This is a genomic window from Lysinibacillus sp. FSL P4-0201, assembly GCF_038593425.1.
In the GTDB taxonomy this organism is placed as follows: Bacteria; Bacillota; Bacilli; order Bacillales_A; family Planococcaceae; genus Lysinibacillus; species Lysinibacillus capsici.
On record NZ_CP151995.1, the window covers coordinates 758,134 to 774,667 of the forward strand.

General features: G+C 34.1%; 15 protein-coding genes. 14 read left to right on the plus strand and 1 reads right to left on the minus strand.

Annotated elements, in window-relative coordinates; translation table 11 throughout:
• Positions 1-4 precede the first annotated feature (4 nt).
• The 13 genes from MKY76_RS03625 to prfB all read left to right on the plus strand — a co-directional run bounded on the left by MKY76_RS03625 (position 5) and on the right by prfB (position 15,092).
• Positions 5-829, plus strand: a complete 825-nt coding sequence (locus MKY76_RS03625; RefSeq protein WP_342557436.1) for an SDR family oxidoreductase — start codon at positions 5-7, stop codon at positions 827-829.
• 90 nt (positions 830-919) lie between these two features.
• Positions 920-2,692 (plus strand): DUF1858 domain-containing protein, encoded by a 1,773-nt coding sequence (locus tag MKY76_RS03630; protein ID WP_342557437.1) that lies wholly within the window; start codon positions 920-922, stop codon positions 2,690-2,692.
• 10 nt (positions 2,693-2,702) lie between these two features.
• Positions 2,703-4,139 carry an alkaline phosphatase family protein gene (locus tag MKY76_RS03635; protein WP_342557438.1) on the plus strand — a complete coding sequence of 479 codons (1,437 nt, stop codon included), beginning with the start codon at positions 2,703-2,705 and terminating at the stop codon, positions 4,137-4,139.
• Positions 4,140-4,444: 305 nt separating this feature from the next.
• Positions 4,445-5,110, plus strand: a complete 666-nt coding sequence (locus tag MKY76_RS03640; RefSeq protein WP_103117478.1) for a class I SAM-dependent methyltransferase — start codon at positions 4,445-4,447, stop codon at positions 5,108-5,110.
• 245 nt (positions 5,111-5,355) lie between these two features.
• On the plus strand, positions 5,356-5,733 hold the full coding sequence (locus tag MKY76_RS03645; RefSeq protein WP_103117479.1) for a flagellar protein FlaG: 378 nt from the start codon (positions 5,356-5,358) through the stop codon (positions 5,731-5,733).
• A 21-nt stretch (positions 5,734-5,754) separates the two neighbouring features.
• The gene (gene fliD / locus MKY76_RS03650; RefSeq protein WP_342557439.1) at positions 5,755-8,118 is read left to right on the plus strand and encodes a flagellar filament capping protein FliD; all 2,364 of its coding nucleotides are present in this window, start codon (positions 5,755-5,757) and stop codon (positions 8,116-8,118) included.
• A gap of 39 nt (positions 8,119-8,157) precedes the next feature.
• Positions 8,158-8,517, plus strand: a complete 360-nt coding sequence (locus MKY76_RS03655; RefSeq protein WP_103117481.1) for a flagellar protein FliT — start codon at positions 8,158-8,160, stop codon at positions 8,515-8,517.
• 203 nt (positions 8,518-8,720) lie between these two features.
• Positions 8,721-9,131, plus strand: coding sequence for a flagellar export chaperone FliS (fliS, locus tag MKY76_RS03660; protein WP_048392059.1), 411 nt, complete (start codon positions 8,721-8,723; stop codon positions 9,129-9,131).
• Positions 9,132-9,312: 181 nt separating this feature from the next.
• Positions 9,313-9,696, plus strand: a complete 384-nt coding sequence (locus MKY76_RS03665; protein WP_048392058.1) for a PilZ domain-containing protein — start codon at positions 9,313-9,315, stop codon at positions 9,694-9,696.
• 91 nt (positions 9,697-9,787) lie between these two features.
• Positions 9,788-10,339 (plus strand): ribosome-associated translation inhibitor RaiA, encoded by a 552-nt coding sequence (gene raiA / locus MKY76_RS03670; protein ID WP_004227537.1) that lies wholly within the window; start codon positions 9,788-9,790, stop codon positions 10,337-10,339.
• Between the two features lie 144 nt (positions 10,340-10,483).
• On the plus strand, positions 10,484-12,994 hold the full coding sequence (secA, locus tag MKY76_RS03675; RefSeq protein ID WP_054549768.1) for a preprotein translocase subunit SecA: 2,511 nt from the start codon (positions 10,484-10,486) through the stop codon (positions 12,992-12,994).
• Positions 12,995-13,322: 328 nt separating this feature from the next.
• On the plus strand, positions 13,323-13,865 hold the full coding sequence (locus tag MKY76_RS03680; protein ID WP_048392056.1) for a competence protein ComK: 543 nt from the start codon (positions 13,323-13,325) through the stop codon (positions 13,863-13,865).
• A gap of 125 nt (positions 13,866-13,990) precedes the next feature.
• A protein-coding gene (gene prfB, locus MKY76_RS03685; RefSeq protein WP_100069623.1) for a peptide chain release factor 2 occupies positions 13,991-15,092 on the plus strand; the annotation gives its coding sequence in 2 pieces (ribosomal slippage) (positions 13,991-14,062 and positions 14,064-15,092; 1,101 coding nt in all).
• A 43-nt stretch (positions 15,093-15,135) separates the two neighbouring features.
• Here the strand turns inward: prfB and MKY76_RS03690 are convergent.
• Entirely contained in the window at positions 15,136-15,645 is a 510-nt protein-coding gene (locus MKY76_RS03690; RefSeq protein ID WP_048392055.1) for a competence protein ComK, read from the minus strand.
• Between the two features lie 227 nt (positions 15,646-15,872).
• Here MKY76_RS03690 and MKY76_RS03695 point away from each other — a divergent pair, with 227 nt between their 5' ends.
• Positions 15,873-16,121, plus strand: coding sequence for an IDEAL domain-containing protein (locus tag MKY76_RS03695; protein WP_048392054.1), 249 nt, complete (start codon positions 15,873-15,875; stop codon positions 16,119-16,121).
• Positions 16,122-16,534 lie beyond the last annotated feature (413 nt).

The following is a 16,534-nucleotide window of genomic DNA, read 5'->3' on the forward strand; positions in this document are numbered from 1 at the left end:
TATAATGAAAAAAGAATTTAAAAAGCTTTTTGATTTGCAAGGTAAAAATGCTATTGTAACAGGCGGTGCAGGGATTTTAGGTAGCCATTTTTGTATGGGGCTAGCTGATGCTGGTGCAAATGTAGCAGTAGTAGATATAAATATTGAAAAGGCTAATGAACTTGCAAGTATAATTGAAAAAGATTATGGAGTAAAAGCACTAGCTATTTATTGTGATTTGACATCTGAACAATCAGTAAAAGAAATGGTTAATAAGGTTGTTAGTGAGTTTAAGACAATTGATATACTTCATAATAATGCAGCGGGGAAATCTAGTAACTTAGAGGCTTTTTTTGCCCCATTTGAAGAATATGAATTGAACCAATGGAAAGAAATTATGAGCACGAATTTAGATGGTATGTTCCTTGTAGCAAAATATGTAGGGAAAATAATGAAGCAACAAAAAAATGGAGGCTCTATTATTCAAACTGCTTCTATTTATGGAGTAGTTGCTCCAGATAATCGTATTTATGAAGGTTCTTTTTATTTAGATCGTCAAATTAATACTCCAGCCATCTATTCAGCATCCAAAGGTGGCGTGGTTGCATTAACTAAGTATCTTTCTACTTATTGGGCGAAAGAAAAAATACGTGTAAATACAATAACCCCTGGTGGAGTGGAAAGTGGCCAAAACGAAATTTTTAAACAAAATTATTCACATCGTATTCCTTTAGGTCGAATGGCACGAGCTGACGAGATGGTTGGAGCGTTAATCTATTTAGCTTCAGATGCTTCGAGTTATGTAACTGGACATAATATTATAGTTGATGGCGGCTTAAGTGCTTGGTAATTTCATTAAAAACGTTTTTTTAGAATAATATAATTTTAGTTGCTAAAATGTAAATACTATAGTAATTGAATTAAAAAAGAGGGTGAAATAATGCTTAAGTTAGGATCAATTGATGAATTTAAATCAAAAATCAATGAGGTATCTATAAAAAACGAGAAGTATTATTTAATAAATGAAGATAGTACTTTTAAATTATTATCACGAAAATGTCCGCATCAGGGAACGTATGTAACATACTGTGATAATAAATTTATTTGTCCAGCACATGGTTGGAAATTTGGATTAGAGGGTAACTGCGAAAATGTGGTAAATAAACAGCTTACTAATTATAAAGTACTTGAACAAAATGGAGAGTTGTTTGTAAGTATAGATAGTAAGGCACATATACAGACTCAGAAAAGGTTTAAAGCAGACCCAACTTTTAAGCTTTACTCACATGCAAGTTTAGAAATTGAATATAACGGGTTCAATTTATTATGTGATCCATGGTTAGATGGACCAGCTTTTATGGGGGCGTGGTTACAGTATCCCCCTAGCTCTATCAGTGCCAAGCACCTAAATCCACATGCGATTTGGATTTCACATGAACACTCTGATCATTTTCATGAACCTACTTTAAGAAAAATAAATAAACTTACACCTGTATATATTCCTGCTTTTCCTAATAAACGAATGGAAGATAAATTAAGAAATTTAGGTTTTTTAAATGTTATAAGTATGCCTTTTGGAGTTCCAATTAAGTTGAATGAAGACATAACAATTACAGTTTATGAGCCTGCTAGCTTATGGAATGATGCGATGGTGCTGTTTGAAATTGGAGATATGCGCTTCCTAAATTTAAATGATGCAGGTATTAACCATGATTTAGCTTCAAAAATAGGTCCAGTACATATTATTGCGACTAGTTTTTCACCAGGTGCATCAGGTTATCCATTAACTTGGAGTAATATGGATGATGAAAGAAAAGTGGATATTTTAAAAAATAGTAAAAAAGGTATTCTTATTATGTTAGAACAAGCAATGAAGATTTACGGGGCGCAGTATTTAATACCTTTTGCTAGTCATTTTGTTTTATGGCACGAATCACATGAAGATTATAAGACAAAGTTATTGCAAAATAAAAATAATGTTCAAGATGTAGTTGACTATTTTGTTAATACAGATATTAACGTTGTAGATATTTTACCTGGCGGCGTATGGTATCCATTACGAAATAAAATTAATAATATTTCGATTCCTACTGTAGAAGAAGCTATTAAAAAAGCAAGAAGAGAAACCTACTTTAGTAAGGTTCACCCTGATATGAATAGTATAATAAGCAAAGTAGAATTAGAGCATTATTTCTTGAATCTGAATAATATTCCAGAAATGATTTTTTGTGAAGATCTTACTTGTTTGATAAATATAAAGAAAAACGATGAGATTAAATTTAAACTTTTATTTGAAATAAAAAATGGTGAATTAAAAATTATTGAAAAAGTAGAAATGCCTAATCTAACAATGACAATTCCTGAAAATATATTGAAATTTATAGTTGAGAATAATGAATCGTGGGATGAGGCTACAATAGGATATTGGTGCGAGTTTAGCAGAGATCCAGATATATACCATGCAGATTTTTGGAGAATTTTACAAGCGCCTTATTATAAAAAGAATCCTCAAATTATCGGCCATGATAACGTCTCAATTGCTGAATTATTAGAACAAAAAGGTGAGCAAGCAGAGAGAGTTTTAAGTAGGTACGGTATGCACTGTATAGGCTGCTCTGGCTCTATTTCTGAAACAATACAGCAAGGTGCTCGAGCCCATGGCATAGAGGAAAATAAGATTATTAGACTAATTCAAGAATTGAATAGAATATAGGTGAATAAGTATGGAATTATTAGTAATAGGTATTGATGGTGTTTCTCCCAATTTATTATTTGATTATATTGAAGATTATCCTAATTTGAAGAAGTTGTATGAAGATGGTTCTGGGGGCTCATATAATGGATATGTTTATGGATATGGGTCACATGATAACTGGATTTCAATGTATACCGGTGTATCCCCGAAAGTACACGGGACTATAAAAGGACTGTACAATGGAAAAAAGTATCCGAAACCAGAATATTATTGTAATAAAAAACCTTTGTGGGAAATTTTGAACTATAATGGTTACAGCGTGGGATTTTGGAAGGGTCTAGCTACAACACCTCCTGTTAAGATAGATGGTTTTATGGTTAGTGGTGAAGCTGTATCTGAACATAAAGAAGTAAAAGAAGATTATATGAGTTTCAACCCTATAGTTTGTGAAAAAGATTTAAATATTATAAGTAATTATTACGGTGACATTTCAAATATTCCTTATCCAAAGACACCTGAACAGTTAGGAACTAGTTGGGAAGAATTGTTTGAAAACCCGAATATAATTGAAAATTATTTAACACCTGACTATTTTAAAGAAGGTTTAGAGTATTTTAAAGAAGTATTACATAATTCGTATATTAATATTGAAAACGCTTTCCAAAAAAAACCAACTGATGTATTTTGGTTTTATGATTTGACTTTTGACTATATAGGTCATTTTCAAATGCATGATGAAAACCATGAAATTATGAGAAAAGCACTTATTTATGTAGATGAATTTGTTGGGAAATTAGTAAAATTAATGTCACCTAAAAATATTTTATTTCTTTCAGATCATGGACAGCGGGCAATTGTGGATTTTTTTCCAAATTGTTCAAAAGAAGTGAGAAAAAATGCATTTGGTCTTTCTGATAATTGTGTTATTACAGAAAATCATATTATTATGAAAGGCAGAAATCCTGGCTTTTTATCTGCATTACATGACCTAAAAGGGGTAATGATTTGGTCTGGCGAAAAAATTTTAAAGGGGATAGAAACTGATGAAATGAGAACATTAGATGTATATCCTACAATATTAGAATTATTAAATATTACTATACCTAAAGATAGGGAAGGCTATATTATTCCTTTGGTAAACAAGGACATAGTAAATAAAAATTATGAATATCCAAAAAAACCAAATGTAAAAAAGGTTCTATTTATCCAAACGATTCCCGTAAATGAATTTAATGGTTTTTTAAATGAATATTATTATGAGAATCGATTTACGCAAATAGATGTTGCTATTGATATTCGTTATGAACAAGTATTTAAAGTCAATTATCAAGTGAATGAAATTATTAACGTTGATAATCTAATGTCAGTAGATTATTCAAAGTATGATAAAGTTTTTGCGATTTTATCAGATAAAAGTCAAAAATATCAAATCATTATACATGAAAATGCAAGCTATGGTTTGTAAATGATTTTAGTTGTTGTTAAATAAAACTAATCTAAATTAATTTTAAAATCAGGTTAATAAAATAAACACTACTGAATCGTTTAAAAAAGCTCCATTTTTTTTTTTGAGAATTTATTTTATAAATAGTATTATCTCCTCTATTGCTAGTAAAAAAAGAGCTTTTAATAGAAAAGAGGATATCACTGTAACTAACAGTGATATCCTCTTTTCTAAGATAACATTTGAAAGTATATTTTCTCAAGCTCGACCATAGGATGACAACTATCAAAGCAAGAAATTACAGATAAAGAGAATGGAGAATTTTAATGAGTTACATAAATAAACAATATTGGGAAGAATTTTATAAAGATAGAGTTGATTTAACTGAATCATCAACCTTCAGTGAGTTTATATTAAAGAAAAAAGAAAAGAATCTTAAAAATACAATTCTTGTTGATTTAGGATGTGGAACTGGGAAAGATACTTTTTATTTTGCTAAAAATGGTTTTGAAGTAATTGGCATTGATGGTTCTGAAGAAGTGATTAAAATCAATAATAATATAATGAATAAACATTTTGTTACTAATAACAATATATATTTTGCCTGTGTTGATTTAAGTGATATTAATGAAGTTCAAAAATTAATGAACAAATTTAATGAAATTTCGATAACACAAGGAAAAAGAATTTTATTTTATACTAGGTTTTTCTTACATGCTATTTCAGAGGAAACTGAAAATTTAATTTTAGAAAGTATTCTTAATAATATTCAAATGCCATGTGAAATAGTAGCGGAGTTTAGAACTAAAGAAGATGAGGAGTTAGACAAAGTTTTTGATGACCATTATAGAAGATATATAGATACAGATATGCTTCTTACCAAATTAATAAAACTTGGATTTTCAATTGAAGAATTTTCAAAAGGAAGAGGATATTCTATTTATAAAAATGAAAATCCATATTTAGCAAGAATTATTTTTAATAAGAACTAGGCAATATAGTTAAGGATTAATAGTACTCAAAGATACTATATTGATTTAATTAAGCAATATAATGGTATTGGTAAATATGTTTAAATAGCTTCTTGATTAATGATTTTCATTAACAAGAAGCTATTATTTTGATCATTTTAGAATTCGTCCAAATGAATTGTTAAAAAAGTGAAAAATACAGAATTTTTGCCGATACTATACAAAGAATTAATCGCTTGTAATAGATTCAAGGAGGAAGAAAAAACATGCGTATTTCAGCAAACTCTAATGTAGATACAATGACTGAAATGAAGACTACTTCAACTACTAAAAATGCAGTTGAGCAAGTAGTAAAGCAAGGAAGCAATACTACCAACATCTCTAAAGAGCAGTTGAAACCAATGGATAATAGTGAAGAAACAAAGGTGAAAGTCCAAGAAGCGGTTAAAGCTTTAAACGAAATGTTAGAAGTAACTCATAATGCATCGAAGTTTATGTATCACGAAGGATTAGAGCGTTATTACGTAACTGTGGTGAATAAAGATACAGAAGAAGTAGTAAAGGAAATTCCACCAAGAAAGTTGTTAGATGCATTTTATGAAATGAAAAAAATGCTTGGAATGATTATTGATGAAAAAATTTAAAATATTTAAGGAGGATTTAAAATGGTAATGAGAATTGGGGGCTTAGCCTCAGGTATGGATATTGATAGTCTAGTAGAAAAGTTAATGCAGGCGGAGCGTATGCCTCTAAATAAAGCTTTCCAACAAAAGCAAACGTTACAGTGGCAACGTGATTCGTACCGAAGTGTAAATGCCAAACTAAAAACATTTGATACATTTTTATTTGATAAAATGATTCTTTCAGGCAAAATGAATCAAAAAACTGCAACCTCTTCCAATGAAAGTTTAGTATCGGTAAAAGCAAATCCAGGTGCAACGGGCAATATTACAATTGGAGGTGTTTCCCAACTAGCTTCTGCAGCACAAGCTGTAGGTAGTCAGACTAAATTCAATGGTAGCTCAAAGTTAAATGAGTTAGAGCTAAGTGATCCAAACCTAAAATCGATTTCTATTAAATCAATTGGTGCTGATGGCCGTTTAGCGTCAGAGGCAACAAAAATAGAATTTAATGGAGATATGACAATAAATGATTTAGTGAAAAAAATTAATAGTAGTGGTGCAGGAGTCACAGCATTATTTGAAGGTGGAAAACTTTCTCTAAGTGCTAAAAATACGGGCAGTGAAAAAAGTGGCCAAGGTGAAATTGTTGTTACAGAAGGCTTAGAAGTCTTTAATAAGCTAGGATTTTCAACGGCTGATAATAAGCTTGCTAGTAATGGTAAAAATGCAATGTTTGAAGTGAATGGTATTTTAACAGAACGTTCATCTAATACTTTTACAATATCTGGTTATGAAATGACTTTGAAGCAAACGTTTAACGCAGGAACAGTGGCTGCTGGTCAAAAAACTGCTACAGAAACCGAATACAATAACGCGGTTGCAGCTCAACCACAGCTCAATCAAAACTATATTAATGCGATAAAACAATTTTTTAACGTAGATATTACAGATTTGGGAAATTTTGATGAAAAAAATTATACGAGTCAATTTAAACTTAATGCAGAAACAGCATATAAGACAGCATTTGCTAAGCCAACTTTAACAGATGATCAACAAGCTCTTTTCAATGGATTTAGTAATAAAAAAGCGTTAGCTAAATTAACAAATGATGATATTACAACAATTCAGACGAAGACATTAGAAGAATTAAAAGAAGATGATCGTTTTAAAAGTTTTAATGAGGCTGACTTAAAAAGTTTAAAAGAAAATGTTACTGATATTTCTGCTATTCGCGAACGTGCTATTGTAGACACTAGTGAACAAGCCTATAAAACAGTGAGCAAATCATTAATTGCAGATGATACTATAGTTAACTTTTTTAAAGATAATAAAGGAAAAAGCCTTAGCGAATTAAAACAAGCAATTAACAGTGAAACAGACGAAGATTTAAAGAAAAAGTTAAAAGGTATTTCTGATAGTAATCTCACATCTTTAAAAGACTTAGCAGAGATGGAATCTATTAATGGTGGCACACCTCAAGCAGCTAATCGATTAGAAGAACTTTCAACAATAGCAAAGAATCAAGTAGAATATGAGGCTGAATTAAAACAATTTAATGCGGCTAAACAAGCTTACCAAGCAGGCAACCAGCGTGTGGCTGATGCAAAACAAGCATGGGATAATGCTCAAAAAGTCAATGTACCAACAGGTGATACTACTGTAGCTCCTGTTACAATGCAAGCTTCTACCAATACAAGTGCCGCAAAAGAACAAATCAAGGAGTTTGTTGAAAAATATAATGAAATGATTGATGAGTTCAATAAGTTACTTAAAGAAACTAAATACCGCGATTATGCTCCACTTACTGATGAACAACGTAAAGAAATGTCTGAAAGCGAACAGAAACTTTGGGATGAAAAAGCAAAAAGTGGTTTATTACGCAGTGATTCAATTTTACGAGATGGTATGTCAAAAATGCGGTCAACATTCTTGGGCTCTGTTGGAGGGCTAGGAGATAAGTTAATGGATTCATTAGCTGAAATTGGTATTACAACTTCAAATGATGTTAAAGAAGGCGGTAAACTAGTCATTAATGAGTCTAAGCTTGATGCTGCATTAGCAAAAGACCCTGACCAAGTTTACAAGTTATTTTCTCAAAATGGAAAAGTGACAGAAACGACGGATGAAAATGGCCGTAAAATAACAGAGGATAGTCGAGGAATTGCATATCGTTTGCGTGATGCAATGAAAGATATGACGGCTAAAATTGAGAAAAAAGCAGGTAAAGAAGGAGCAACAGAACAGACTTATAGTTTAGGTAAGCAAATTGTTAATTCTGACGAACGTATTACTAAATTACAAGCTAAATTAAAGGACATCGAAGCTCGTTACTGGAAACAATTCACAGCTATGGAGCAAGCAATCAATAAAGCTAACTCACAATCAAGTATGTTCATGCAAGGTTAGAGTTCTGGAGGGCATCTAAATAGCAAGATAGGAGAATTTATGCAACTAATAAATCAACTATTGCAAGTATCAGCTAATTTATTCAAACTTTTAGGCGACATCCCAATAGGTGAAAATCGTGATGACTATATAGACAACATCAATACTATGTTGGACAAGCGAGGAGCGATTATCGAAAGTTTGGTTCAGGAAGGTTTTCATTTTGATGAGCAGAACCGAATTCATCGGACATTACTTGAATTAGATAATGGCATTAAAGAACGATTAACATCTGTAATGAGTGCCGTCAAGCAGGACATGGCAAACCTACAAAAAACGAAGAAAAGTGAACAGCAATATTATAATCCTTACTCGAATGTTCGCGTAATGGATGGCATGTATTATGACAAAAAAAATTAATTGTTTATCTTCATTCAACGTGGTGGAAATCGCTAGCTGAATGAAGATAAAGCATTGGCAGATGTTATAGATTTTTTTAAAGGAGTGAATTGTGAGCATACAATTCAAAATCCAGACAAATTTACGCTGAGACGTAAATAGCTTTTCTTCGGAAAATGATTTAAACTAGTAAATAAGTAACCTTTCAAAGGAGTTGTCCTTTATTGGCAGCAAATTTAACAGCACAAAACGCATATAAACAAAATAGTGTGACTACAGCTTCACCTGGCGAATTGACATTAATGCTTTATAATGGATGCTTAAAATTCTTGCATAAGGCGAAACAAGCTATCCAAGATAAAAATATTCAAGAGAAAAATACAAACATTCAAAAAGCTCAGGCGATTATTAGTGAACTGATGTCTACACTCAATATGGATATTGAGATTTCGAAACAAATGCTACCTCTTTATGAATATATGAATCATCGTTTAGTAGAAGCCAACATTCAAAATGATGTAGCCATTATTGAGGAAGTGGAAGGATTTGTGACGGAATTTCGCGATACGTGGAAGGAAGTAATTCGCATTAATCGACAACAGCAATTTGGTCAGGGAAACAGCGGACAAATTTAGACACAATTAGAGACCATCGAAAGAGATGGTCTCTTTTTTGTTAAACCGTTATTATCATGAAATAGTCATAAATTAGGCTATTCAACGGTAAAATATGTTACTTATTCCCTGTGGCTGTTAGTTGGGCATCATGGCATAATCAAAGCAATAAACATGTTTAAAAGAGTACTGGGGTGGGAATATGATCTTTAAGCGTCAAGAAGGTTTCCGATTTAAATTTAAGGAGCCTATTCAAATAACTTTTGCTATTTATGAGAATGGGAAGGTCAATCATGGACAAACGGCTATGGCTGACTTGTTGGATATAAGCCCACGTGGATTAAAGATGTTTACGGAAGTGGATTTAGGTATAAACCCTCCTCCATTAGATATCCATTTTGTGCTTGATACACAAGAAGTTCGCGCTTATGGAGAAGTGATTTGGAGTCGTCCATTTGGGAGCGGCAAGCAATACGGCATCTATTTCAATAATCAAGGACCCGTGGAAGATTTGATTGTTGAAGAACTAAAGCTTCGACGAAAAAAGGAAGCAGCAGAAGCGAAAAAACAAAATAATAATTTATAAAAATTTTTGTAAAAAAAAGAATGATTTTAGAGGAATTTCACACACTTGTGTAGAAATAGGATAGTATAGCAGTTATAAAGGAGGAGTTTACATGTTAAACTTTAACATTCGTGGTGAAAATATTGAGGTAACTCCAGCTATTCGAGAGTATGTTGAGAACAAAATCGATAAAGTTGAACGCTATTTTAACGAAGATGTTAATGCCAACGCTAATGTCAATTTAAAGGTTTACAATGACAAACAAACTAAAGTGGAAGTTACTATTCCAATGAAGAATCTAACTCTTCGTGCTGAAGAGCGTCATAATGATATGTATGCTGCTGTTGATCTAATTGTTGATAAATTAGAGCGTCAGATCCGCAAGCATAAAACAAAAGTAAACCGTAAATTCCGCGAGCGTGAAGGTGCAGGCCTTTATTTTGCTACTACTCAAGCAGCCGCTGATGCTGTGTCAGAGGAAGAAGAATACTCAATTGTTCGTACAAAGCAATTTGATTTAAAACCTATGGATCAAGAAGAGGCAGTTCTACAAATGAATATGCTTGGACATGATTTCTATGTCTTTACAGATGCTGAATCGAACGGCACAAATATTGTATATAAACGTAAAGATGGAAAATATGGCTTAATTGAAACTACTTAAAACTTCATGATGACAAAGGCTCTCGCGATGGCGAGGGCCTTTTTTTGGTATGACAATCATATGTAGACGGGGTGACAGTTTGCATGAAACTGTTACACAATGGTAAAATGAAAGTTGAATCTATATAGGAAGTGAAAAACATTCATGGCAAACCTATTAAATAAATTATTTGATTTCAATAAACGTGAGCTAAAAAAACTAGAAAAAATCGCTGACCAAGTTGAGAGATTCGCTTCTCAAATGGAACAGCTTTCAGATGATCAACTACAAGCGAAAACAGATGAATTTAAAAAGCGCTATGCTGAGGGTGAGCATTTAGAGTCGATTCGTGCCGAAGCGTTTGCTGTTTGTCGAGAAGCGGCAAAACGTGTATTAGAGATGTACCCATTCCGCGTTCAAATCATGGGGGCAGCCGCTCTTGATGAAGGGAATATTGCGGAGATGAAAACCGGGGAAGGTAAAACTTTAACAGCGACAATGGCTGTTTATTTAAATGCCATCACTGGTAAAGGTGTACATGTTGTAACAGTCAACGAATACCTAGCGAGTCGTGATGCTGCTGAAATGGGACAACTTTATAATTTCTTAGGCTTATCTGTTGGGCTTAATTTAAATAGCCTTTCAAAAGATGAAAAACGTACTGCTTATGAGGCAGATATTACGTATAGTACAAACAATGAGCTAGGATTTGACTACTTACGTGATAACATGGTGCTTTACAAAGAGGAACGTGTACAACGTCCATTGCACTATGCTGTCATTGATGAGGTGGACTCGATCTTAATTGATGAAGCGCGTACGCCATTAATTATTTCGGGTCAAGCTGGGAAATCAGCACAGCTTTATAAACAATCAAATGCGTTTGTACGTATGTTAAATGCGGAAACGGATTATACGTATGAAGAATCCACAAAAGGTGTTACGTTAACAGATGCAGGTGTGGAAAAGGCAGAAAAAGCATTTGGCATCGATAATCTATTTGATTTGACACATGTTCGTTTAAATCATGCGATCAATCAATCATTAAAGGCGCATGTAAGTATGCATAACGATGTCGATTATGTTGTGCAGGATGGCGAAATTGTGATCGTTGATGGCTTTACTGGTCGTTTGATGAAGGGTCGTCGTTATTCTGATGGCTTACACCAAGCAATTGAAGCTAAAGAAGGCGTTGAGATTCAAAATGAATCGATGACTATGGCGACAATTACCTTCCAAAACTACTTCCGTATGTATCAAAAGCTTGCAGGGATGACAGGTACAGCAAAAACAGAGGAAGAGGAATTCCGTAATATTTACAATATGAATGTTGTTGCTATTCCGACGAATAAACCGATTGCTCGTGATGATCGTGCTGACTTGATTTTTGCAACGATGGAAGGGAAATATAAAGCAGTTGCTGCTGATATCGCAGAGCGTCATAGAGCTGGTCAACCTGTTCTTGTTGGTACAGTTGCTATTGAAACGTCTGAGATTATTTCTAAATTATTGGATAAACATAAAATTCCTCATAATGTATTAAATGCGAAAAATCATGAACGTGAAGCTGAAATCATTGCGAACGCTGGTACAAAGGGTGCAGTGACAATTGCAACAAACATGGCTGGACGTGGTACCGATATTAAACCTGGCGAAGGAGTACTCGAAATTGGCGGTTTAGCGGTAATCGGTACAGAACGACATGAATCACGTCGTATTGATAATCAGCTTCGTGGACGTTCTGGTCGTCAAGGGAATCCAGGGGTTACACAATTCTACCTATCCTTAGAGGATGATTTAATGCGTCGTTTTGGCTCTGATAATATGAAGTCGATGATGATGCGCTTAGGTATGGATGATTCCCAGCCATTGCAATCTAAAGTTGTGTCGAGAGCTGTAGAATCAGCGCAGAAACGTGTCGAAGGTAATAACTTTGATGCGCGTAAACGCTTATTACAATATGACGATGTACTACGTCAGCAACGTGAGATTATTTATAAAGAGCGTTATGATGTACTAGAAACAGAAAATATGCGTGTGCTTGTTGAGTCTATGATTCAAGAAACAATCGATAATGTTGTTAGCCTGTATACTCAAGGTGAACAGAAGGATTGGAACCTAAAGGCTATTGAAGACTTTGTAGCGGCTAATCTTTTAGAGGAAGGTCAACTTAAAGTATCTGATTTCCAAGGCAAGTCTGCTGAAGATATTAATCAGCTAATCTCTGATGCTGTTCATGTTCGTTATGATGAAAAAGAGGCAGAACTGACACCAGAGCGTATGCGTGAGTTTGAAAAGGTTATTTTATTACGATCAATCGATACAAAATGGATTGATCATATTGATGCAATGGATCAACTACGTCAAGGTATCCATCTGCGTGCTTATGGTCAAAACGATCCTCTTCGTGAATATCAACAAGAAGGCTTTGCGATGTTTGAGGATATGGTAGCCTCTATTCGCGAGGATGTTGCGAAATATGCGATGAAAGCAGAAATCCGCAATAATCTGGAGCGTGAAGAGGTGGCAAAGGGTCAGGCTGTTAATCCAAAAGAAGAAGGTGGCGCTGCGCCGAAAAAGCAACCAGTACGTAAAGCTGAAAACATTGGCCGTAATGATTTGTGTCCATGTGGTAGCGGCAAGAAATTTAAAAACTGTCATGGCACAGCTCAATAATATCTAGGTGAAAAAATCATTTTAACTACGTGTTAAAATGATTTTTTCTTTTTAAAATTACTCAAAAATGAAGAAATTTTAGTATAAAAAGTCAGAATTTATAGACAATTGAAAAATATGGGTATACAATAGCTGTAATAATAGGTATATAGTACAAGTTAATTATCCTGTTATTATCCTGAATTTTTGATGGTGATACTAAGTCTTAAGGAGGATCGGAATTTTCAAGCAATCTTACTCATTGAAAATAGCGGGAATGTACGCATAATTGTATATTCCTTTTTATTTTGACTGGAAGCAACATAAAATGTATAAAGGGGGACTATAGATGCATAAAAAAGATATTATGAATAGTGAAACAATGATGTATATGCCTGTGTATGATTCCTTTGGAAATTTATGTACGCAGGTGTATGAGAAAAATAATGAGTATATATCTACGTTACCACCAACGAAATTATTGGACTTTAATCTGCGTTATTTTGGTTCTAGTTTAAGAGGAGCGTTCGATGGTTCGAAAATGATCCTAGGCAAGCTTAATAAAAATCCTATCGTCGTGCACGAACGTTGTAATATTTTATGGTTCCCTAGTAGGTCTCCTTTACATCCTGACTGTATCTGGTTCGCTGTTCATCATATAGATGACTATGTCGCTGTGGATAAAAAGAGGACAAAGGTTACTTTTATGAATGGCAAGGAATTTATTGTGGATGTCAGTGTCAACGCGTTAGAGTCTCGGATTCAAAGAGCTTTTTTATTAAAATATAGACTAGAGAAACGAACAAAATATTTACTTGTTCAGTATGACCGTGTGAAAGTATTTCAACGTCTTGCCAAGAATATGTTTGAGGACGAGACGCAGGATAGTTGACTTAATTCCACAAAACATCTGCTAGATAGTATGTTTTCGTTTCTAAAAACGTTATAATAAAAAGATACGGAGCTTTATGATTAAAGTGTTAGCTCCATGACTAACGTTCGGAGGATTTAACGATGATTGAATTAGCAGATGTACGCAATGTGTTAGACACTACAGCCAAAAAATTGGCGGACTTTAGGGGGTCTCTTTGACTTAGAGAACAAAGAGGCACGTATTCAGGAGCTAGATGAAATGATGCTAGAGCCAGGCTTTTGGGATGATCAGCAAGGTGCTCAGGTGATTATCAATGAAGGAAATGGCTTAAAAGCGATTGTCAATGAATATAAAGATTTAGTGGAAACACATGAAAATTTAGATATGACACTGGAACTTTTGCGTGAAGAACCAGACGAAGAATTACAAGAAGAACTAGGCAAAGAACTAGCAGAATTCCAACAAAAGATGGCTGATTTTGAGCTTCAATTACTGCTAAGTGGCCCATACGATCAAAACAATGCCATTTTAGAGCTGCATCCTGGTGCTGGTGGTACGGAGTCACAGGACTGGGGTTCAATGCTATTACGTATGTATACACGATGGGCTGAGAAGCGTGGATTTAAAGTGGAAACAGTGGACTATCTACCAGGAGATGAAGCTGGGATTAAATCTGTAACATTGTCGATTAAAGGTCACAATGCTTTCGGTTATTTACAAGCGGAAAAGGGTGTGCATCGTCTAGTACGCATTTCTCCATTCGATTCGTCTGGCCGCCGTCATACGTCCTTCGTTTCCTGTGATGTTATGCCAGAGTTTGACGACAATATAGAAATCGATATTCGTACAGAGGATTTAAAAATTGATACGTATCGTGCAACAGGTGCAGGTGGTCAGCATATTAATACGACAGATTCTGCCGTTCGTATTACGCATATTCCTACTGGTACGATCGTACAATGTCAAGCTGAGCGCTCCCAGATTAAAAACCGTGAAAAAGCGATGACGATGTTAAAAGGGAAGCTATATCAACTAGAACTTGATAAACAGCAGGCACAATTAGATGAAATACGCGGTGAGCAAAAAGAAATAGGCTGGGGCTCCCAAATTCGTTCGTATGTCTTCCACCCATACTCGATGGTGAAGGATCATCGTACAAATGAAGAAACAGGTAATGTGGGTGCTGTGATGGATGGCGATTTAGATCCATTTATTAATGCCTATTTACGTTCAAAAATAAATTAATACCCAGATTCCCCAAGAGTGAGATGCTCTTGGGGAATTTTTGTTAAAAGGGTGGATGATAGGGTGCATCTTGGCTCAGCTGTTTTCGTTCATTCATGTAATATTTATACAGCATAGATGCGTTAAGAAATTGTTTACTAATGGAAGCATAACGAATAGGTAGTTCGATTTGTTTATCATTTTTTAACGTTACAATACACCCCAATTCACTAGGAGTAATATTAATAATTGCATGAAGCCCTATCCATATATTGTGAATGGAGCTGGGTGAATAAGTTGGCAAAAAAATACAGGGATAACCATAATCAAAGGCCACGACGATTGGTAGCTTGTGTTGATTGCCGAAAAAACGTTTAGCAGATTGTTTTGCGGCTTCGTAAGTTGATCCTAATGAGAGACAGGATTTTCGAAGGACATGCATCGGTTTGCGTGTAACAATCAGCTCATTATGCTTATCAATCACGTGCGTGAAGACTTTGGAGTCATGCTGAATAGGTTGCAGCAAATAAGTATTGAATGAAATTAAGTAGCCGTTTACAAAGTTAGTTGTCATATAGGGAGTGCCTCCTTTTTTCTAGTTATAACGGTAGTGTAAAACAGAATATGACTTTCTTAAATTAAATGAAATAGTTGAAAATCGTTCAGAAAAGCACGAAATGCCTAGAGAATTTGCTCTAAATATCAATTGATTAATAGCTAATCCAAGATATTTTCGAATCGTAAGCATTGCTTTTTAATTTCAATTTTCATATAATTTAGAAAAGGATCGAGGTGAGATCGTTGGATAAATATTATTCGTATACAGATTTTCTGAAAGCCGTTGGTCAGTCGAAAAAAGTTGATGAGGCAGAGAAATTATTAAACGAGATTTATTTAGATTTATTTTTAAATCGTATCCAGCGTATGCATCGGCAAGAGCAGCTCATGGTTCTGATAGATAGAGCACTCGATGAAAAAGATGAAAACGCATTTTATCAATACGCATCCGAACTAACTTCCTTACACCAAACAGAAGATGAATCATGTTGACGAACCCGCTCTCCATATCTATTGGAGAGTGGGATTTTTTTGCTTTTGAAAATAGTTGCAGAGGATGTGAAGATTGTATGTTTTGGTTAGAAGAAGTGATCTTGCTTATAGAATGGGGAAAGTCATTTAAAAAGTTTGAGACGCTGTTTATAAAAAAGTGAGAGTCGCTCTAAAAGTACATAGCCCGGCTCCTGAGAGAGTGTGAGCTGCACATAAAGCAAAACAGGAAATCTCATCCATAAATAAAGCTTGAAAACTTGATAAAACGGCTATTATAAGAGTAACAAGTTAAATTGACTGTATTGTTATGTAATAAAAATTTTAGAGATGAAAAAAATTTTTACAAACATTCGTTCGTTAAATGTTCGAAATTTTAATATTGCTATGCTAAAATATATGTACAAATTGGAAGA

Bases quoted from the DNA above. Each gene is read 5' to 3' on its own strand.
- fliD (WP_342557439.1), top strand. From the start codon at position 5,755: ATGGTAATGAGAATTGGGGGCTTAGCCTCAGGTATGGATATTGATAGT.
- MKY76_RS03655 (WP_103117481.1), top strand. From the start codon at position 8,158: ATGCAACTAATAAATCAACTATTGCAAGTATCAGCTAATTTATTCAAA.
- raiA (WP_004227537.1), top strand. From the start codon at position 9,788: ATGTTAAACTTTAACATTCGTGGTGAAAATATTGAGGTAACTCCAGCT.
- MKY76_RS03645 (WP_103117479.1), top strand. From the start codon at position 5,356: ATGCGTATTTCAGCAAACTCTAATGTAGATACAATGACTGAAATGAAG.
- MKY76_RS03625 (WP_342557436.1), top strand. From the start codon at position 5: ATGAAAAAAGAATTTAAAAAGCTTTTTGATTTGCAAGGTAAAAATGCT.
- MKY76_RS03690 (WP_048392055.1), bottom strand. From the start codon at position 15,645: ATGACAACTAACTTTGTAAACGGCTACTTAATTTCATTCAATACTTAT.
- MKY76_RS03680 (WP_048392056.1), top strand. From the start codon at position 13,323: ATGCATAAAAAAGATATTATGAATAGTGAAACAATGATGTATATGCCT.
- MKY76_RS03665 (WP_048392058.1), top strand. From the start codon at position 9,313: ATGATCTTTAAGCGTCAAGAAGGTTTCCGATTTAAATTTAAGGAGCCT.
- MKY76_RS03630 (WP_342557437.1), top strand. From the start codon at position 920: ATGCTTAAGTTAGGATCAATTGATGAATTTAAATCAAAAATCAATGAG.
- MKY76_RS03640 (WP_103117478.1), top strand. From the start codon at position 4,445: ATGAGTTACATAAATAAACAATATTGGGAAGAATTTTATAAAGATAGA.
- MKY76_RS03635 (WP_342557438.1), top strand. From the start codon at position 2,703: ATGGAATTATTAGTAATAGGTATTGATGGTGTTTCTCCCAATTTATTA.
- secA (WP_054549768.1), top strand. From the start codon at position 10,484: ATGGCAAACCTATTAAATAAATTATTTGATTTCAATAAACGTGAGCTA.